The organism is Rhodococcus sp. T7, from assembly GCF_009872365.1.
In the GTDB taxonomy this organism is placed as follows: Bacteria; Actinomycetota; Actinomycetes; order Mycobacteriales; family Mycobacteriaceae; genus Rhodococcus_F.
Genome location: NZ_WXYH01000345.1, coordinates 1 through 19,543 on the forward strand (window position 1 = coordinate 1; position 19,543 = coordinate 19,543).

At 62.8% G+C, this 19,543-nt stretch carries 11 protein-coding genes and 3 pseudogenes; 10 read left to right on the forward strand and 4 right to left on the reverse strand.

From position 1 onward, the window contains the following. Positions 1–263: 263 nt before the first annotated feature. Positions 264–1,246, reverse strand: a pseudogene (locus MLGJGCBP_RS33235) (IS701 family transposase); the annotation flags it as partial. Between the two features lie 419 nt (positions 1,247–1,665). Here MLGJGCBP_RS33235 and MLGJGCBP_RS33240 point away from each other — a divergent pair. Continuing rightward, a pseudogene (locus tag MLGJGCBP_RS33240) lies at positions 1,666–2,728 on the forward strand (IS110 family transposase). Between the two features lie 110 nt (positions 2,729–2,838). After that, positions 2,839–3,808, forward strand: a pseudogene (locus MLGJGCBP_RS33245) (IS481 family transposase). Positions 3,809–4,140: 332 nt separating this feature from the next. Here MLGJGCBP_RS33245 and MLGJGCBP_RS33250 read toward each other — a convergent pair. Further along, positions 4,141–5,067 carry a LysR family transcriptional regulator gene (locus MLGJGCBP_RS33250; RefSeq protein ID WP_160100997.1) on the reverse strand — a complete coding sequence of 309 codons (927 nt, stop codon included), beginning with the start codon at positions 5,065–5,067 and terminating at the stop codon, positions 4,141–4,143. A gap of 160 nt (positions 5,068–5,227) precedes the next feature. On the opposite strand from MLGJGCBP_RS33250, the gene MLGJGCBP_RS33255 reads away from it, so the two are divergent. The 8 genes from MLGJGCBP_RS33255 to MLGJGCBP_RS33290 all read left to right on the forward strand — a co-directional run bounded on the left by MLGJGCBP_RS33255 (position 5,228) and on the right by MLGJGCBP_RS33290 (position 14,673). Then, positions 5,228–5,542 (forward strand): 2Fe-2S iron-sulfur cluster-binding protein, encoded by a 315-nt coding sequence (locus MLGJGCBP_RS33255; protein WP_160101000.1) that lies wholly within the window; start codon positions 5,228–5,230, stop codon positions 5,540–5,542. Further along, positions 5,539–6,801, forward strand: a complete 1,263-nt coding sequence (locus tag MLGJGCBP_RS33260) for an NAD(P)/FAD-dependent oxidoreductase (protein WP_201453269.1) — start codon at positions 5,539–5,541, stop codon at positions 6,799–6,801. Before MLGJGCBP_RS33255 ends, MLGJGCBP_RS33260 begins: the two co-directional genes overlap by 4 nt. Continuing rightward, a complete protein-coding gene (locus MLGJGCBP_RS33265; RefSeq protein ID WP_160101002.1) occupies positions 6,791–7,291 on the forward strand; it encodes an HtaA domain-containing protein in 501 nt (166 codons plus the stop codon). Before MLGJGCBP_RS33260 ends, MLGJGCBP_RS33265 begins: the two co-directional genes overlap by 11 nt. A 56-nt stretch (positions 7,292–7,347) precedes the next feature. Further along, positions 7,348–8,460, forward strand: a complete 1,113-nt coding sequence (locus tag MLGJGCBP_RS33270) for a zinc-dependent alcohol dehydrogenase (protein WP_160101004.1) — start codon at positions 7,348–7,350, stop codon at positions 8,458–8,460. A 49-nt stretch (positions 8,461–8,509) separates the two neighbouring features. After that, positions 8,510–9,286, forward strand: coding sequence for an HpcH/HpaI aldolase family protein (locus MLGJGCBP_RS33275; protein ID WP_160101006.1), 777 nt, complete (start codon positions 8,510–8,512; stop codon positions 9,284–9,286). A gap of 150 nt (positions 9,287–9,436) precedes the next feature. Continuing rightward, positions 9,437–10,711, forward strand: coding sequence for a cytochrome P450 (locus MLGJGCBP_RS33280; RefSeq protein ID WP_160101008.1), 1,275 nt, complete (start codon positions 9,437–9,439; stop codon positions 10,709–10,711). Between the two features lie 106 nt (positions 10,712–10,817). After that, complete coding sequence (locus MLGJGCBP_RS33285; RefSeq protein WP_160101010.1) at positions 10,818–12,215, forward strand: MFS transporter; 1,398 nt, start codon at positions 10,818–10,820, stop codon at positions 12,213–12,215. 658 nt (positions 12,216–12,873) lie between these two features. Next, on the forward strand, positions 12,874–14,673 hold the full coding sequence (locus tag MLGJGCBP_RS33290; protein ID WP_160101012.1) for a helix-turn-helix domain-containing protein: 1,800 nt from the start codon (positions 12,874–12,876) through the stop codon (positions 14,671–14,673). A gap of 947 nt (positions 14,674–15,620) precedes the next feature. Here the strand turns inward: MLGJGCBP_RS33290 and MLGJGCBP_RS33295 are convergent. Next, complete coding sequence (locus MLGJGCBP_RS33295) at positions 15,621–16,607, reverse strand: cyclase family protein (protein ID WP_160101014.1); 987 nt, start codon at positions 16,605–16,607, stop codon at positions 15,621–15,623. Positions 16,608–17,066: 459 nt separating this feature from the next. Then, positions 17,067–18,680, reverse strand: a complete 1,614-nt coding sequence (locus MLGJGCBP_RS33300) for a flavin-containing monooxygenase (RefSeq protein ID WP_160101016.1) — start codon at positions 18,678–18,680, stop codon at positions 17,067–17,069. Positions 18,681–19,543 lie beyond the last annotated feature (863 nt).

Here is a 19,543-nt window from a genome sequence, read left to right on the forward strand (position 1 = left end):
CACCGAGGGCTTCGCCGTCATCGAAGACACTGTCCAACTGGCGCGGTGGATGACCGAATCGAACACCGGGTGGGAGGATGGGAGCGCTTAGATTAGTACTGCAACGACAGTTTGTGATGTCGACGCTTATAGTGGGCTGGCGCGCGCTCTGGCCTGGCTGGCGCGGCGCCAGTTCGACCAGTGCCAGACATGGACGAGAGCGTGATGCACCGGACGAGCGACGCGGTTGAACAATCGCCGGATCTCGTTGATTGTCAGAGGAATTAGTTCTCGGACACCGGTTTCAGATCCCCTTTTTTGAGCGCCGCGGCGCAGGATCGTCAGGAAGGCGGCCGCGGCCATCGACAAGGTGATGTGTCGGTACCAGGCCGGGTACCCACGCACCTGGAAGTGGTCGAGTCCGGTCTCGTTCTTGGTGGTCTGAAAGCACTCCTCGATCGCCCAGCGACTGCCGGTCACCCGGACCAACTCGGCGGGTTCAGTGTCGGCGGGGCCGAAGCAGATGTAGTAGGCAATCTCGCCGAGGTCGGTGATCGACCGGCGGGCCAGCAGCCAGTGACCGCGACCGCGTTCTCGCAGGGGCCGGATGTCGACGACCGCCCAGTCATAGAGCCTGGATCCGTGGGCACCGTCGCCGCAGTTGATCCGCTGCCACGCGGTCGCCGGCAGGTCGGCGATCAGGCGTGGGCTCGGCGCTGCTGTGGCTCCATCGAGATCACCATCTGCGACTTCGGAACGGCGAGAACATGGGCCACACCACGGGATTCGAGCCACAGTCGAAGCTTGCCGACCTGCCCGTAAGCCTCGTCACCGGTCAGCCACCCGAACGGCACACCGGCATCGAGAGCCCGTTCGATCATCGTCTGCGCCAGTTCGGGTTTCGTCGCGAAAGCCACCTCGTCGCCGATCCCGGCGGCCCGGCATCGCTCGCGGTCCTCGGTCCAGGCCCTCGGCAGGTACAACTCGCGATCGATCAGCGCCCGACTCCGGTCGGAGGCGTAGGCGAGAAATACCCCGATCTGGCTGTTCTCGATCCGTCCGGCCGTGCCGGAATACTGCCTGGCCACCCCGGCCGAGCGCGTGTCCTTCTTCAAAACCCTGTCTCGTCGACGATCAACACGCCCTTGTCGGAGTCACCGATCGTCTCGACCACGACCTCACGCACGTCGTCGCGGAGCCCCTCGCAGTCCCAGGAGTAGAAGTTCAGCAGCCGCTGCATGCCCTCCGGGCCCGCATCACCGGCCGCGGGCATCCCGCCGGCTCGGAGCAGGTTCATTGCGTCGGTGACGTCCGTCCAGTGCACATCTCGGCGATGATCGAGGTCAGTTTCCCGACCGCGGTGGCCCTATGGGCCCGACCTTAACCCGATCGAACAAGTAGGCAATGTGAATCCATCGAACTAGGGGTAGTTCCGACTTTTATGAGTGTCGGCGGTCGTGATCGGGTCGGCTACCCGTAACGTCCCGTAGCAGACCGGAGGAGTTGACTCGCATAATTCCTGTCACCCGTCCGTTGGGTTGACCCTGGTGGGGTGTGTCCCCCCTCCCGGTCTGCGTTCGCGGAGTGACTGAAGAGAGGCGTGACCCCAAGCTGCTGTGAGAGGTACTTGAAGTCGGATGTCCTCCGCGGATTCCCCAATCCGAGCAGAGAAGGGAACCGTCTTCCATGATCGTCATCGGCATCGATCCCCACAAGTCCAGCCACACCGCCACCGCGGTCGACCCGGCCACCAACACCGACCTCGGCTCGATCCGCATCGACGCCACCCTCACCGGCTACAAGACGCTGATCGCCTGGGCCAAGACCTGGCCGCAGCGCACCTGGGCCGTCGAGAACGCCTACGGTCTCGGACATCACCTCGCGCAGTGGCTGCTGGCACTCGGGGAGGTCGTGCTCGACGTCCCCACCACCGCCACCGCCCGCGTGTGGGAACTCTCCCGTGGCGGCCGACGCAAGAACGACCGCATCGACGCGGCCGCGGCGGCCTGTGTCGCCGCGATGCAGGGCGACGCCCGCCCGGTCGACTCGGAGGGCTCGGCCGAAATCCTCGGACTGCTCGATGAGCAACGAAATAATATGTCGAGCAGTAGAACTCGGATCATGAATCAGCTTCACGCGCTACTTCGGCAGCTGCTTGCCGGTGGTGCTCCGACCTCGCTGACCGCTGCTGCGGCGGCAGCCTTGTTGCGGGGCTTCCGCGCTAAGAGCGCTGTCGATCGGATGCGGGTCGGGCTGTGTCGGGAGTTGATCGCGGACGTCCGCCGTCTCGACGACCAGCTCGCGGCGAACGAGAAGCAGATGGCCCACACGCTCGACGAGCACGGCACCCGCCTGCGCGAGGTCGACGGGATCGGTGCGGTGACCGCGGCCCGGCTGATCGGCCGCACCGGCCGGCCCGACCGGTTCCCGACCGCGGCGGCCTTTTCGAACTACAACGGCTCGGCACCGGTGCAGATCGCCAGCGCCGACACCGACCGTCACCGCCTGTCCCCGCTACGGGGACCGGCAGCTCAACAGCGCGCTCTACACCGTCGCGGTGGTTCAGATTCGGATGCCCGCCAGCGCCGGGCGCAACTATTACGACAAGAAGATCGCCGAGGGCAAGAAGCCGGCAGCGGCCAGGCCCGCCCTCAAACGTCACCTGTCCGATCACGTCTGGCGCATCATGCTGGCCGACGAAAATCGGTATCTTCGACCACATACAAATCAATCCGACAGAGCTGCTTGACAAACAGAGAGGCACCCAGGCAGGTTGCGTACGGCGTGGCGAATAGAGATAGGTGAGGACCTCCGGTATCGGTGCGGTTACCACACACACGCCGCTACCGAGAGGCTCTCATGACACACCGTAATGCCTTCCTGACTCCACGGGGACGTTCCACACTCGCGTTGCTGGTCCTCGAAGACGGCTGGTTGCTACGCCGGGTAGCGGAGCGGTTCCAGTGCTCGCCGGCGACGGTCAAGAAGTGGGTCGACCGCTACTGCGACGGTGGCGAGGCCGCAATGGAGGATCACTCGAGTCGACCACATCACTGCCCTCACCAGACGCCGACCCACACCGAACGACGGATCATCAACGTGCGGTTCACCCGCCGCTGGGGACCACACCGCATCGCCCACCACCTGCACGTGGCGCGCTCGACCGTCGAGGCGGTCCTGCGGCGTTACCGGATGCCGAAGCTGGCTCACCTCGACCAGGCCACCGGTCTGCCGGTCCGCCGGCCGCCGGCCGCCGCTACGAGCACGACGCACCGGGAGATCTGGTCCACGTCGACATCAAGAAGCTCGGCCGCATCCCGGACGGCGGTGGCCACCGCAAACTCCGCCGCGCCGCCGGACGTCGCAACCGCTCCGGGGTGGGTTACTCGTACCTGCATCACGCCGTCGACGATCATTCGCGGCTCGCGTACTCGGAAATCCTGTGCGATGAGAAGAAGGAGACCGCTTCCGGGTTCTGGTCCCGAGCGAACGACTTCTTCGCGGCCCACCACATCACCGTCACACGGGTGTTAATCGACAATGGATCCTGTTACCGTTAAAAAGCTTTCGCTGATTCTCTCGGCCCGGACATTGCGCACAAGCGAACCAGGCCGACCGACCCCAGACTAACGGAAAAGTCGAACGGTTCAACCGGACGCTCGCCGCGGAGTGGGCGGACGCAGACACCTACCTCAGCGACGAGGCCCGCTCATCGACCTACCAAGCCTGGCTGCATGACTACAATCATCATCTACCCCACACCGGGATCGGCGGTAAGTCACCCATCGAACGCGTCGGCGTTCACAACGTCCCCAGGAATTACAACTAGGCAACCTTTGCCCCCATGCTCGACGAGGTCCGCACAGCGACCGAGACCGGACTCACCCGAGTCGGCACCAACTACGACCTGTGCCACGACTTCCTCAATCACACCGGGCCTCCCCCATGATCACCACTCACTCAATTGCGGAAACATCTTTAACAGGTCTTGCGTTCCAATAGAATTCGTGTCCGAACTTCACGCTATTCGGCTCACTTGACCACCGAACCAGCTGCTCGCGCTCGAAGTCGGTCAACACGAACGCGGCTCCCGGTCGTCGGTTCGAGGCATCACTTACCGATCCGACGCATCGGACAAGCGGGAACAGTCAAGTACCTTCCCTACGGTCTCGATGGAGTGTCCCCGGTCGCATTCTGCGTCGTGGCGGTGATGAATCCGCGCTTCAGGGCCTCCTTGATCCCCATGGCAAACGGCGACAACGGGATCCCCTCCAGGAAGAAGAAATACACCGGAAGAGGCGGCATGGGGATAACCGTGTCGGTCTCGAGTTCCGCGAGACGGTGAAGCCTGTCCGCGAAGCCGGAGATGAGGATCGTGTCGGAGTTGTGGGCGAGCTCGACGAGCAGCGCATAGTCGTCGATCTGCACGTTTGCGGTCAGTGGACCCTGGAGCCCGGATTCGAGCATCGGCACGATGGATGAGTTCCACGCCGTAACGGACGCTTTAGCGTGCCTGGCGATTTCCTCTACGTCCACGACTCCTCGTCCTGTCAGCGGATGGTGCGGGCGGACCCACAGACGCATCGCCGCCGCACCACACAGCTCTTGGCGCACGCGACGGGTTTTCCCGGAGTGTGGTTCCTGACCTAGGTAGAAGTCGAGTTCACCGGCGAGAACGCGCTCCATCATCACGTCGGGGGCCTGGATGGAGACTTCGATCGTCAGATTGCGACTGTCGGTAACGATCGGCTTGATCACATCCGGGAGCAGCATTGCCAGGGTCGGTCCGATACCGATCGTGAGCTTCTTCGGTGCCTCGGTGTCGTCAGCCGCGAGAGTGCGTTCGATTGCCTCGGCGCGAGTGAGCAACTCCTGCACATGCTCGAGGACGGCGCGCCCGGAGTCGGTGAGGAGGATGCCCTTCCTGCCCCTGTCGCGTTTGAGCAGGGTGACGCCGTACCGATTCTCGAGCACCTGGATGTTCCGCGTCAGCGCCGACTGGGACATGTGCAACTCCGTTGCGGCCCGTGCGTAACTGCCTGTCTTCACCAGCACATAAAAGTGATGCAACTTTTGGAGATCGAGCATGCCGGACGCTAGCACGAGGCAGGACACGCCACCCGGGAAACATCGAATTTTGTCATAATTTGAAGTCTAAAAATGCATTGGACAGTTATGTCTGTGATCCGTGACACTTGCTTTCACGGCGAGGCCCGGCACATACGCCCGGGCGGAAGGAGCAGGCACAATGCCGATCATCAAGTTCCAGTCGGTCGATGGCGACGTACACATCGCCGAAGCCGGCGACGGCGAATCCCTGATGCGGGTGGCCGTTCGTAACGAAATTCCTGGCATCGTCGGTGAATGCGGAGGCGAGATGTCTTGCGCCACATGCCACATCTATATTTCCGCCCCGTGGGCGGACCAGGTCACCCCGGCCTCGGCGGACGAGCACGACCTGCTGGAGATCTCCGAGAACTACCGGCCGGAAAGCCGGCTGGCGTGCCAGATCCACGCCTCGGGATTCCTCGACGGACTCGTCGCCGAAGTCGTTGCCGAGTGATCACGTCCGTGATACGACACCATGACACCCTGATCGTCGGAGCGGGGCAGGCAGGTGCTCAAGTCGCGACAGCCCTGGATGCGGCCGGTTATGAGGGTTCTATCGGGATCCTCGGCAGCGAGCTCGTCCCGCCCTACGAGCGACCCCCACTGTCCAAAGGCGTGCTCACGGGCCAGACCGCGACCGAAAGCCTCTTTCTCCGGCCGCCCGAATTCTGGCGAGACGACGACATGGAACTCATGCTCGGAACGGATGTCGTCGCCGTCGACCCCAGCCGACACGTCGTGCGTACATCGACCGGCGCCGAGATCGGCTACGGCAAGCTTGTGTGGGCGACTGGTGGGCGGCCCCGCAGGCTCACCGTACCGGGAGCCGAGCTCGCAGGCGTGCACTACCTTCGTACGCTTCGCGACGCCGAGCGGCTCCAGAGCCACCTGATCACCGCGGCACGTGCCGTGGTGATCGGCGGGGGCTTCATCGGGCTCGAGGCCGCGGCTGCCTTCACCAAAGCGGGGCTCGCCGTGACGGTCATCGAGAGCGCTGACCGCGTTCTCCAGCGGGTGACCTCACCGGCAGTCTCCGCGCACTTCCGTGCTCTCCACCGACGTCACGGGGTCGACATCCTCGAGCGCTCTTCCGTCTCGGAGATCACGGGACGAAACGGGGAAGTCACCGGGGTTCAGCTGGACAACGGTCGGTGGATCGCCGCGGAACTAGTCCTGATCGGCGTGGGGCTCCTCCCCAACGTCGAGGCGCTCCGTGACGCCGGGGCGGAGGGAGTCAACGGCGCCGATGTCGACGACGCCGGGAGCACCAGTTTGCCAGATGTCTACGCGGCAGGTGACTGCGCGAGCATCTCCAACTCCTTCACCGGCCACACCAGGATGCGACTGGAATCTGTCCAGAATGCAGTGGAGCAAGGACGGGTGGTCGCAGCGTCTATCCTGGGCTCGCCCAACCCGCTGAAGCCGGTCCCCTGGTTCTGGTCCAACCAGTACGACGTCAAGTTCAAGACCATGGGAGTGCCCATCGCGTACGACGCCGCGGTCGTCCGTGGCACCCCTCAGTCCGGCGCGTTCAGCGTGGTGTACCTGCGCGACGATCAAGTCGTTGCCGTCGACACCGTCAACAACCTCCGCGACTACGCCCAAGCCAAGGTCCTGATCGAATGCGGCACACGCGTCGACGCGGACCTGGTGCGGTCTCCCGACATGCCGCTCAAGGAGTTCGCCGAGAGGAAACCGGCCCATGTCAGCTGAGCGGAGGACCGGGCACGAACTGTGTTGGGGCGTCAAGGCGTCCCTGCGCGACTACCTCTCCGCCATCGACGGTGAGATCGTGTGCGGAGACGGGGCGGACCAGACCCCAGCCGGCGAATTCATGTTCCCCACCGCTCACCCGACCCATCTCGACTCGAGTCGGTGCCTGCGGTTCCGCGGAACCGTGGTTTTCAGCGCCTACCACGGGATGCTCCTCGTGCGACTTCGAGACCCCTGGGTCATGCTCGCCGGCGCCGTCGGCTCGCTGACGATGATGCATCCGGATTTCGCGGACCGAACCTCCGAACGGATCGAGATCGCCACCTTCAGCCTGCCCGAGCACCCTGATGTTGCGAGTGGGCGCGGCTGGACGATAGCCGTGCCTCGCCTGACGTACGACGGGACCAGGGCGCTCGGGGACGTCTACGGCATCGGCACCGAACTCGACCCCATCCACATCCGGCAGTCTGCCGCGGCAGCACAGCCGTGAACGGCGCAGGAAAATCGACACCCCCTATCTCGACATACCGCTATAAGGAGAAAACTGTGGCATCCACCGCCCGGGCGATTGTCTATGAAGGCCCTCAAACCTTCGCCCTGCGTGATTTCCCCCTGCCGGAGCTGTCTCCGGGAGACCTTCTCGTCGAGGTGCTGCTGTGCGGCATCGACGGCTCCGAACTGCACATGTACCGCGGCGAGATGGAGTGGTTGAACCAGCTTGCCCCGGTGATCTTCGGTGACGAGATCCTCGGCCGGGTCGTTGCGATCGGGGACGACGCTCGCGTCACCCGGCAGCTCGAGATCGGCGACCGCGTCGTAGTGGAGTCGCGGTGGCCCTGTGACGGGTGCCGTGCGTGCGATAGGGGCCAGTACTATCTGTGCGAGACGCGCGGCGGCCTCACCGTCGGCTATGGCACGGTGTCGAGCGCGGAGCCGCCGCACCTATGGGGCGGCTACTCCACCCACACTTTCGTCCCGGCGAGCGCCCTGGTGTACAAGGTGCCCGTCGAGCTGTCCGATGCGGCGGCGCTGATTGCGTGCTCGCCGCTGGCCAACGGCATCCGATGGGTGGAGGCGAGCGGCGCCGCCGCCGCCGACCACGTCACGGTCATCGGGCCAGGAACACAGGGGTTGTCCTGTGCCCTTGCCGCCATTCGCGTCGGTGCCCATGTGAGCGTCATCGGGCTGGAGTCCGACGAGGAGCGCCTAGCGATGGCAGCGACATTGGGCGCGAGAGTCTTTGGCATCGCACCGGGCGAGACGATCGAGCAGACCGCCGCGCGCATCGAGAAGGATGGCGGGCCGGTCGACGCGGTGATCGAGGCGGCCGGCGTCAGTTCGGCCCGCCAGCTCGCTGCTCGCCTGGTGCGACCGATGGGCACGTGGGTGAACGTCTCCGTCGCGACGCCCCAGTCACAGCCGATTGACTGGATGGCGATGATGATGAAGGAAATCACGATCGTCAACCCGATTTCGCATCCCCATACCGTGGGCAAGGCGTTCGACCTTGCGCTCGAACTGTTGCGCGACGGGATCGATCTCGGCGCGTGGATTACCCATGTCTATCCGCTCGAGCGGGCGGCCACGGCAATCGAGGCCGCCTCGTACCAACTGGAAGTCCGACCGGTCAAGGTCGCGCTGGCGCCGTGCCGTCCTTGACGGTCCCGGAACGGACTGAGTAACAGTGCCAATCGATGGAGGAGGTTGCATGTCTGTCAGGCGTGCCAGGGAGTTCGAGTCCATCATCGCGGACGGTGGCCAGCCGGTCGGGGCCTTCGTGACGTCGGTCGACCCGTCGTCGACCCTGATCTACGGCGCCCTCGGCTACGACTGGGTCCTGATCGACCGCGAGCACGGGATGATCGACATCCCCGCGATGGTTGCACATCTCAGAACCGCAGAGGCATACGGGCTGGTGCCGTTCGTGCGCGTGCTCGGCAACGATCCCACATTGATCCAGCAGGCGCTCGACGCCGGTGCCCAAGGCATCCTCGTTCCGAAGGTGGGCTCGGCGGCAGAAGCACGCCGCGCCGTTGCCGCGGGACGGTACGCCTCCGGAGGACGCGGGATGTGCCCCGTCGTGCCCGCCATGGAATTCTCCGGTGCCGCATGGGAGAAACGTCGGCAGGTCGCGAACGACAACGTCATCGTGATGCCGCTCATCGAGACCAAGAGCGGTGTGGACAACATCGAAGAGATCGTGTCCGTCGAGGGCGTGGACTATATCTTCTTCGGACTCGCCGACCTGTCCCAGGACCTGGGCCTCGACATGGTCGCGGACCTGCCCACCATTGTTGAGATGTGGGAGTACGTGGCGGAGACGGCGCACCGACACGGAGTGCGGGCGGGAGCCCCGCTCGGTTACGGCTTCGACCCCCTGGCTGACTTCGGGAGTCTCGTCACCGACCTGATGCAGCTCCAGATGGCCGCTGAGAAGGCGCTGCAAGATCATCGATTGTCTCGGGTTCACGCCCCGGAGATTTAACAGTGAACCCAATTTCGGAAGGACCATGACGTGTCGTACCGGGGTGTGATGCACTCCCCCGGAACCCGCGATCGACCGCGACGCGAATCCCCTATTTGTGACCACATACCGCCGGTGCCGTCGCATCGGCCAACCCGAACAGGAGTGACAATGACCGACTGGTCCGAAATCGACAACAAACTCTTGGACCCAACGTGGTACACCAAGCCGGAAGAATTTCACGCCGGGTTCCGCCAGTTGAGGGATGAGGACCCCATCCACTGGACCGAGAACGACGCGTACGGCCGCCACCATTGGTCCATCACCCGGTACGACGACGTCAAGGAATATCTTCTCGACCCGGCCCGGCTCAGTTCTCGGGAAGACACCCGCGTTCCCCGCTCGCCCAAGCGAAGGACTCCCGAGGAGAAGCACGCCCAGGGATGGGACATCCAGATCGCGACCACCGACGATCCCCTCCACAACCTGTACCGGCGTCCCATCAACAAACACTTCAGTGTGCCGGCCATCGCACGGCTGGCTAACGACGTCGAGCGCATCGTCGACGAGATACTGGCCGAGGTCTCCGAGCGCGGAAGTTGCGACCTCATCGAAGATATCGCGGCACAATTACCGGGGAAGGTGGTCTTCCGGATGCTGGGTGTCCCCGAATCGGACTGGAACTACCTGCAGGAAGCGTGCTGGCAATGGCTCGCGGCGGCGGACCCGCGTTTCACGATCGACGGCGACGAGGTTGCAACGTCACTGTACGGACAGAAGAAACTCCTCGAGTACGGCACCGAGCTCGCGCTCGAGCGGCGCCGCAACCCGAAGGATGACTTCGCCACCGTCATCGGGAACTTGGAGATCGACGGCGACAAGCTCAGCCTCCACGAAATGAAGGTGTGGTTCACGACGATGATCGGAGGCGGTCTGGAGACCACGCGCAATGCGGGTGGGGTCGGGCTGTGGCTCTTCATGCAGCACCCGGATCAGCGCCAACTCCTCATCGACGATCCCAGCCTCGTCAAGGGCGCGGTCGAGGAGGTGCTGCGGTGGGCATCGCCGGCGAAGAACCGACTACGCGTCGCGACGGAGAACTTCGACTTCCACGGGAAACGGATCCGCGCTGGCGACTGGGTGGTGGCGTTCCTGGCGTCGGCGAACCACGACGAGCGGGTGTTCGAGGACCCGCACAAATTCGACATCCGACGTACCCCCAATCCCCACTTGGCACTGGGAGAGGGTATCCACCTGTGCCTGGGACGCAATCTCGCCCGACTGGAATTGGCTACCCTCTTCCGAAAGACGCTGGCCGCCCTGCCGGACCTCCATCCCGTTGACAGTGGAGAACCGACGTGGATCGCTGATCGGAGTGTTACCGGGTTCACCACCCTTCCCGTGGAGTACACACCCGTCAGCTCCGGCGCGATGGAATCGGTTTAAGCGAGGCTTAAGTGTCACCAAAGCCACTGCGGGCGAACGACTATCACATGACCGACGAGTTCGGCATGCACATCGCCTGCCTCAACAACGATGTTAGGAAACTATCGTGGCGATCGAAACAGGGACAACCGACCCGGCCCTCATCAAGCACCTGAGCCGAAAGGCGCTCTGGCACCTCATGCCCTTGCTCGGCTTCCTGTGCTTTGTCTCAATGCTCGACCGAATCTCGCTCGCTTTCGCCGGCCCTCACGGGATGAACGAGGACCTGGCGCTGACCGCAACGATGTTCGGCTTCGTCGTCGGCGTGTTCACGATCGGCTACGTACTCGTCGAAGTCCCCACCGCCGGCTGGGCGACCAAGATGGGGCCCCGCCGGTGGATAATTCGCGTCCTTCTGGTTTGGGGTGCCATCCAGTGCCTTATCGCTTTCGCCCCGAACTACGAGATCCTGGTCGTGCTCCGATTCCTGCTGGGCGCAGCCGAAGGCGGGTTCGCACCGGCCATCTTCTACTTCATCACCATGTGGTTCGTCCGATCCTATCGGCCATTCGGATTCATGCTCATCGGCGGCTTCTATTCGCTGGCGAGCATCGTGGGCCCGATCCTGGGAGCCGGGATCATCAGCATGGGCAACGCAGGCTTCCTGAACTCTCTCAGCGGCTGGCGCATCCTGCTCTTGATCCTTGGGCTCCTGGCGATCGTGGCGGCGATCCCCGCCTCGATCGGACTCGTCGAGAGCCCCAGCAAGGCTCGGTGGCTCTCGGATCCAGAGAAGGAGCAGTACGCGAAGATCCTGTCCGCGGACGCCGAGGTCGCGAACACCCCTCACAAGTCCGTCATCGCCACCATTCGTGACTGGCGGCCCTGGGTCATCGGCATGGGCTATTTCGGGGTCACCTACGCGATGTTCACCATCTACATCTGGACCCCAACGATGGTCTCACAGTTCGCTGAGCGGTTCGGCACGACGTTCAACGTGTATCAATCTGCCCTCCTAGCCGGCCTGCCCACGCTCATCGCCGTCGCATACAACCTCGTGATGTCTCGGCTCGCCGGACGACGTGGATGGAGTGGGAAACTCGTGGCGTCCGGTGCCGTGATCGGTGCAATCGGGGCCCTGTGGACGATCGTGGCAGACGGGCCCGTGCTTCTGCTCATCGCGCTTTCCTTCGTCGGGATAGCCGGCTTGAGCGGCGCCTTCTACATGCCCATGGTGTCGCGGATCTTCGCTGGCGCGGGAGGGTATTCAGCAATCGCCATCGTCAACTCACTCGGGGCCTCTGCGTCCTTCGTAAGTCCCGTCCTCACGGGCTACCTCATCGATGTCACCGGCAACACCAATGCCGGGTTCTTCTTCATTGCCGGCCTGTTGGTCATGAGCGCATTCCTGGGGCTGATGGCGGAACGTTTGGCGAAGGAAGGAGAGCTCGACGACGTGGTGCACCACTCCGCAGTGGGGGGCAACGCCATCAAGGAGACGAGAGTTGATGCACCACGCAGTTGACGAAACGGACTACGAGGCTCCGAGACGACCCGAAATCTCAGCCGCTAGGGGACGCCCCACGACGAGCGTCGGAATCCGATATACCCTCAAACACACAGCAGCGATGGCTACGCGCAAAGTAGACAGGAGATCGCCCGCACCGGTCGCCCAGTTCCGGAATCAGCGTCCATGGCGACTTCGCCAATCCGAGCTCCTCCGGACTCTCTCCGCGGCAACGGACGTGGCTACCTATCGCAGCTCCGGGTGAGACAGGTTGGCGCGATGCCCGAGCCGGGTGCAAAGTTGCATCGCATCGACTGGACGGCCGCACGCAAGGACGCTATCAGCCTTCGCTTCCACCTTCGGGTCGCCGAGTACCATCCCGGTGGAACAAGCTTGGCCATTCGGAAAGCGCCAGCCGAACGCACTCCGGTTGCGGTTCATGGCGTGGATGTGGGACACGATCGCGGCAAACCCGGTCGGCCACCGCGACGAAGCAGCCCGGTCGCTACCGCGGTGAGCTGGTCGAGAGATGCCGCTGATCACCACGGCGGCAGCATCTCCCACAGCCCGCGACCTCAGAACGTAGCGCTGTCCGGCGGGGGAAGGTCGCATGAGAGCCGCCATGTATTCGGTTAAGCTTTCGCGTTGTCGAAGTGCTCTCCTTCAGGAAAGAAATATGAACATCCTCCAGAGCCCCATCGCCGTAGCTCGTGAGAAGTACCGGACCGCCGGCGTGGTTCCACCAACCGAGGTGGTCCGGCCAATCATCTTCGAGTCCTGGAAACGCGCCTTCACGTCTGGTCTCGATCCGGACAGCGCTGCGCCTATTCGAGCAACACACCAGCATGTCGACAGTCAGATGCTCCGGGCCGCCCGCCCAGTGGTCGAGCGGCACCAAGACCTCCTTACCGAGCTGGGTTGCGCTCTGACGCTCACGGACGTAGACGGCTGCATGCTAGCCGCATGGGTCGCCGATCGTCGACTCGAGAAACAGTTCGAGGAAACCAATGTGCAACCGGGCTTCAACCTGGCCGAACGGGCCGTTGGAACGTGGGCCACCGGAATATCCCTCGAAACCGGCGAGAGTGTATGGGTTCTCGGCACGGAGCACATTTTCGACGGCGCCGATTCCCTGATGTCGGCCAGCTGCGCCGTCCTCCACCCGCTGACCAAGCGTCGTTTAGGCGCCCTGGGCATTAGCTGCCGCACGAAGGACGCGAGTCCGTTCGCCTTGCGGTGGATCCAGGACCAAGCAAGGTTGATCGAGAAGCGAATCGCGATCGAGGCATCCACCGGCGAGCAGGCCCTGTTCGACGCCTATGTTGCAGCCACTCGCGACATCCGGCACCCAGTAATCTGCCTGAACGACCGCACTGTGATCAGCAACGGTGCGGCCGCCCGCATTCTGAACGGGCTCGACCAGACCCGGCTCTGGGAAGCCGCATCAGAGGCAACGCACTCGCACATCCGGATACGCTGCGAACTTACTGTGCCGGACGCATCCCCCCCAGTCGCCGTCGAATGCGAGCCCATCACCGACGGAGTGGCTGTGGTGGGCTCCCTCGTGCGAGTCACCCGCGGAAAACCGGGACCCGGTCCATCCCGTCCCGATACTCCGCCCCCCCAACCACCGGATACCAGAATTCTTCCGACCCTCGCTGGGAACAGCGAAGTTTGGCGCGGACTCTGCAAAACCCTAGCGAAAGTCGACGACGATCAAGCCGACACGATCCTGCTCGGAGCGATCGGCACTGGCAAATCCGCAGTTCTTCGCGAGTTCGCGCGACACTCGTCCGCATCGCGGGTGGTGGAACTACACCACCCGCCATCGGACAACGAAGCGTGGTCGGCAAGCCTCGAAGAGGCATTGGAGATACCTGATGGGTTGGTCGTGATCGACGACCTACACAATGTGGACGAACAACATCTCACAAGGCTCCGACTAGCCATGCAACGCCGCCGCAGCGGGTCCTCCCGAGTAGTAGCTACTATGACCATCGACGCCGGCACGGGCCCAGCCGTTCAACAGTTCCTCGACCGTTGGCCAGGTTCCCAGGTGACGATCCCCACCCTCAGAGAGAGGCCCGGTGACATACCCATCCTGCTGGAGTCGCTGACCGCACAGCAGGCTGCATCGCGAAGCCGACCACACTGGAGTTCCGGAGCTGTGCAAGCCGTCGGACGCGTCCCGTTGCCGTCGAATGTCGCTTCGCTCTCCAAGATCGTGTCACTGGTACTGAACAACAGGCTCGGTCCATACATCAATACCCGTGACCTACCCGCGGGCATCCAAGCCATGGCCTCCCGTCGACAACTCGATGGGCTCGAGAGACTCGAAGCACACGCCATCGTGGATGCGCTCATCGCAACAAACGGAAACAAAAGACTGGCCGCAGAGCAGCTCGGTATTTCCCGATCCAGCATTTACCGGAAGATTCGGACCTTCGGAATCGATTTGTCGGCGACAATATACTGATCTCAACGTGAGGGCGGATCGTGACCTTCAGACCCAACCAACTTCGATCGGTGATCTGGACTCGATCTTTCGCGAGCTCGTGATGGCCAACGACTTCGTCTCCGGCACTACCGGCACACCTACGTGACCGCTTCTGTGCCGCGGCGCTGGGATGGATGCGGTGGAGGAGCCGCTCGCACACGCCCCGACAGAACGATCAACACCTACGGGCATTCGACTGCCGAGGACGCCCCGTCGCACCCTGGACGAGGCGGGCTGGTTCACAGGCGCGAGGTGCGGTTGGTGATCCGGCTCGTGGCGAGCTCGCTTGACGGCCGATCGGGGCTCTTCGAGACGCTGATGGCCTCGATTCGCCCCGAGTCCGCGTTCAGATTTGCCGTCCCCTCCCCGGAGATCCGGTGTTTCTGGCCGACGAGTGCACCGTCAGCTGCTGCGGCCGGGTGGCGTCGAAGCGGGGTCCTCTGCCACGTCCTACGTCCTCCCGGGGGCGCCGTGATCGACCCGCTATCGCGACATCACCGAAAAAAGGTTGTGCTCGAGAAGTTATAACCGATGAGTGCGGGCCGCTCGACCGCCCGCGGCAGGTGGATCGTCGGCGCCAAACTCGTCGACTCAAGTATATGGCAAATGCGCGATGACTTTGCACAGCCGTCGGTACAGGGTCCGCGAAGACGATGATCTGTCGACGATGTGTTTGGTTGCAGCGGAATTGACGAGCACGGCGCGGAAGCGTCCACCACGGTTCCGCCCCGCGCTCCAAGCAATTCACCCGGCACCCATGCCCGCTGTCTCAACATCACCCAACGACCTGACGGCGGTCGACCGCATCGGCGTCATTGCGACGCCGATACTCTGCCGACCAGCTCACCACCGTTGCGTACGTCCTCGGACAGGGGCTATCTGTCATCGGTTACGCGACTTTCCGACACCGTGCCTTCGGGAGCAGCTCAGCGTATGACGATCGGGTTGACTGGAGCCCCGGCCCCACCAACGATCTTGAGGGGGGCCGCTGTGTACAGGAAGTCGTAACGCCCATCGGCCGCGCACGCATCGGCGAGATCCTCCAGCCACGCAACTTCGGTGAACACGACCCCGAGATTACGCATGAGCGCGGAGTGCAACGGGATCATGACATCGGAGTTCGGATCCGATGTGACCTCGTTGGCGAAGGAGTCGGTTACCAGGTTTGGGATTTCCTGACCCTGGAACCATTCGACCAGTTCGCGCGAGTAAGTGAGTCCAGGTTCGTTGTAGTCTTCGAAGAAGTTCTCCGGGTCGTTTCGCTCGAACCAGGATGCGGTGATACCTGTCCGAATGCAGAGAATGTCGCGTTTGTCGAGCGTTACTCCCTGCGCGGCGGCCGCAATCTCCACATCGCGATGGTCGAAGGTCTCACCGTTTGACAGACAGTTCTTGTTTCGATGGCGCGCCATATCGATGAGCACACCGCGTCCGACCACGCCCTTCTCGGCAATAGGAAGGATTGAATTTCGGTTCATGGCACCAATGGTCGAGCGGGCGTCGTACCCGTTCCACAGTTTGCCGTCATACCATGCGTGGCCGAGGGAGTCGTACTGTGTTGAGCCTTGCAGGGCCAGCGTGGCCACGTCGTCGCAATAGTGAGCGCCTCCCGGGTACTGCGGCCAGGTTTCGGGAGGGCCGTCCCAACTGGACTCGTCCATCACATTCTTCCGCGTGAACGGTTGGCGTCCCGGCCACAGCGGGTCACCTGGCGCCTCGGTGCGCCCCCACGGCACCTGCAAGGTAAACACGTCACCGGATTGCACGGTACTGATTCCCTTGAGAACCTGGGGGGATTGCAAGTAGTTCAGGCTGCCCACCTCGTCGTCTGGGCCCCACTTGCCCCAGTTGCTCGGTGCGTCGGAGCCTAACAGTTCTTGAATGGACGAAATCCGATTTGATGTCGAAGTCATGAGTCTCCTTCTTTCTTGAATGAATCAATGAGTGCGCACCAAGGTCGGCAGACAAGCTCGAGCGATGAGTGGACTACGGTATCCGTGATTTCAATTGCGTTTCAGAGAGCCGACGCAATTGACCGACCCGGACACCCCACGACACCGCGTGCTCGTTGACACGAAATATCTCGCAAGGAGCTAGTTGCGAACAGAACGATTAAGGTGGGCGCAATGGTCCGATAGCGGATCTCCTACCGAGCCCCATCGCCGAACTCTGGCGCTATACGCACGCCCTCTTATTCCCTGCGAAATAGTCCGCTGAAGGAGAGCTGGTCGGTCCCTCGTCGCTGAGGGACGGGATGGCCCGCTCGACACCGTAGAGATGCCGGCGATCCAAACTAGGCAGTCCCCTACACTCGACGCACGGTCGTCATCGACGATCTCCAACTTGGTTGTGTCAATGTGCCGAGTCCACCTTCAGCGATCCGAGAAGGTGAAGTTCGGGAACCCCTTGTCGCGTTCTTCGGTACTCCGAGCCGTGTAGTCATTCGCGTGACCGAGGTAGAATAGGGGTGAGATCGGCTTCCCCTCGATGTTCGCGCCGATGAACCATGAGTTGACGCGTGCGCCCTCCTTCGCGAGCAGAAGGGGGGCGTTCAGTTCGAGTACCTCGCTGCGCCAGGCATCGGCAGCCTCGATGGTCGCTTCGATGGTCGTCGCACCGCGCTGCTGGGCAGTGGCGATGATACGGTCGATCCAATCCCCGTTGATCTCGACTGTGGTGGGTACGTTGCCTGCCGGCATGGTGGGTCCGACCATCGAGAAGAGGTTCGGGAAGCCGGGAACAGCGTATCCGAGGTAGTTCCACGGGCCATCCGCCCAGACTTCCTCGAGTGCCTTTCCCCCTCGGCCACGAATCCCCAGGCGTGTAAGGGCGCCGGTGACCGCATCGAACCCAGTCGCGAGAATGACGATATCGAAAGCGGTTTCCTCGCCTCCCACGACGATTCCGTTCGCTGTGAACCGCTGGATCGGAGTCCGCCGCAGGTCGACGACGTTGATGTTGTCTCGGTTGAACGTATCGTAATAGCCTTCGCTCGTGGGCACACGCTTGACCCCGTAGGGGTAATCTGGGGTCAGCAACGCAGCCATCTCCGGATCCTTGACTGCCGAATGAATTTTCGCGCGAACGAACTCAGCTGCGGTGTTGTTGGATTCTTCGTCAATACCCAGATCGGCGAAGGTCGCCATGGCCATTGCGAGCCCGCCCGCCGACCACGCCGCCTCGTACACGGCTCTACGTTCCGCCTCAGTCACTTCCTTCGCAGACACCCCAGCGAGCGTATACGCCTGCGCATAGGGATTTGCGCGCACCTGCTCCTGGATCGTGTCGTGCTCGTCGCGGATACGCTGACGATCACTATCGTCGAACTTTGGACTATTGAACTGGGATACGTAATTCGGTGTGCGCTGGAGGAGGGTCAGGTGCTCGGCCTGTTGGGCAACGATTGGCAGAAGTTGCACTCCGGACGAGCCCGAGCCGATGACGGCGACCCTCTTTCCTGCGACGTCGACCCCCTCTGCAGGCCAACGGCCAGTGTGGACGATCTGGCCGGCAAATGTATCAATACCTTCGATCTGCGGTCTGTGCGGCGCGGAGAGGATGCCGACGGCTGTGATGAGGTATTTGGCGGCTACCACGTCACCATCGTGTGTGCGCACGATCCAGTGCGTGCCCTCATCGTCCCAATCAGCGCTGACCACCGTGGTGTTAAAGTTGAAGAGAGGGCGAAGGTCGAGCCTGTCGGCCACGAAATTGAGGTAAGCCAGGACCTCCTGCTGGGTCGGGAATAGCTCACTCCACTTCCACTCGTCTCGGATCTCCGCCGAGAATGTATAGCAGTAAATATAGGACTTACTGTCGGTACGAGCGCCGGGATAGCGATTCCAATACCATGTGCCACCAACCCCGCCGGCGGCCTCGAATCCCTGCACCGTCAATCCGCGATCGCGTAGTCGGCGGACTGCATCGAGACCGGCGAAGCCCGCTCCCACAACTACTGCATCGACATTCCGAATACTGCTCTGCATCGATATTTCTCCTTCATTTCAGCGCGCCTCGGCGTCGAGCAGCCGCGGGGACTTCGGGTAAGGCCATGGAACCGGCGACCTGTTGGGATGAAGCAGCGGCTCGACTCAGAACAGAGCTGCTGTGCTGCAGGCAGTGAAGACGTCAAAGTTGGCATCTGACTGGGCTTCCCGCGTTCGAGGACTGTCGGTTCCCACCTTGTTGCGTTGTGCCTGGTGCCGAACCGGGTTATCATCGAGGGTTCCTTCGACGACTGTGACTTCGTCTCGATCCTTTCTGTTCCCGAGCCGACGGGATCGGCGTATCGGCGCCGACTACTGCAAGGGCAGGGAAGTTTTCGCACCGCTCCGCGAGGCAGTCGCGCCGTGAAGTCGACTTGGCTGGGGCGGGGTGGTCAACTGCCGCAGCGACCTCACGCGGACTCAACATATTCACCACCCGTGTGATCGACAACACGGCGTCCGAAATTGACACACCATCCGCCCGGCGAGAGTTCCCGCTCGTTGGACGCTGTTCAATTCATCCGAAGATCAGCAGGAGCCACGCAGTGCGGGCCTCGGTGGCGACCGGCAGGGCAGTGATCACAGGGAGCATGGGACCCGAATTCGTCATGATCAGCGGGTCGAGTGGGACGACGCCAGCTCTCCTTGCAGAGAATACCGTCAGCACCAGCCGTCCTGACTGTCTGCCATCGAGAGGGGCGACAGCCTCGCCGCCACCGGGAGGGCGGTTTCCGTGGCTCGACGAATCAGTTCGACTCGATGGAACGAGACTTGTTGGAACCACTGGCACCAGCTACATTCCCAAGTGCGTGGTTCGAATATGGTTGGATCCTGACCGAGGATTAGAGGCTACAACGCCCCGG

Excerpts from the sequence above, each read along its gene's own strand:
- MLGJGCBP_RS33250 (WP_160100997.1), bottom strand. The coding sequence starts at position 5,067 with ATGCTCGATCTCCAAAAGTTGCATCACTTTTATGTGCTGGTGAAGACA.
- MLGJGCBP_RS33255 (WP_160101000.1), top strand. The coding sequence starts at position 5,228 with ATGCCGATCATCAAGTTCCAGTCGGTCGATGGCGACGTACACATCGCC.
- MLGJGCBP_RS33265 (WP_160101002.1), top strand. The coding sequence starts at position 6,791 with ATGTCAGCTGAGCGGAGGACCGGGCACGAACTGTGTTGGGGCGTCAAG.
- MLGJGCBP_RS33275 (WP_160101006.1), top strand. The coding sequence starts at position 8,510 with ATGTCTGTCAGGCGTGCCAGGGAGTTCGAGTCCATCATCGCGGACGGT.
- MLGJGCBP_RS33280 (WP_160101008.1), top strand. The coding sequence starts at position 9,437 with ATGACCGACTGGTCCGAAATCGACAACAAACTCTTGGACCCAACGTGG.
- MLGJGCBP_RS33290 (WP_160101012.1), top strand. The coding sequence starts at position 12,874 with ATGAACATCCTCCAGAGCCCCATCGCCGTAGCTCGTGAGAAGTACCGG.
- MLGJGCBP_RS33295 (WP_160101014.1), bottom strand. The coding sequence starts at position 16,607 with ATGACTTCGACATCAAATCGGATTTCGTCCATTCAAGAACTGTTAGGC.
- MLGJGCBP_RS33300 (WP_160101016.1), bottom strand. The coding sequence starts at position 18,680 with ATGCAGAGCAGTATTCGGAATGTCGATGCAGTAGTTGTGGGAGCGGGC.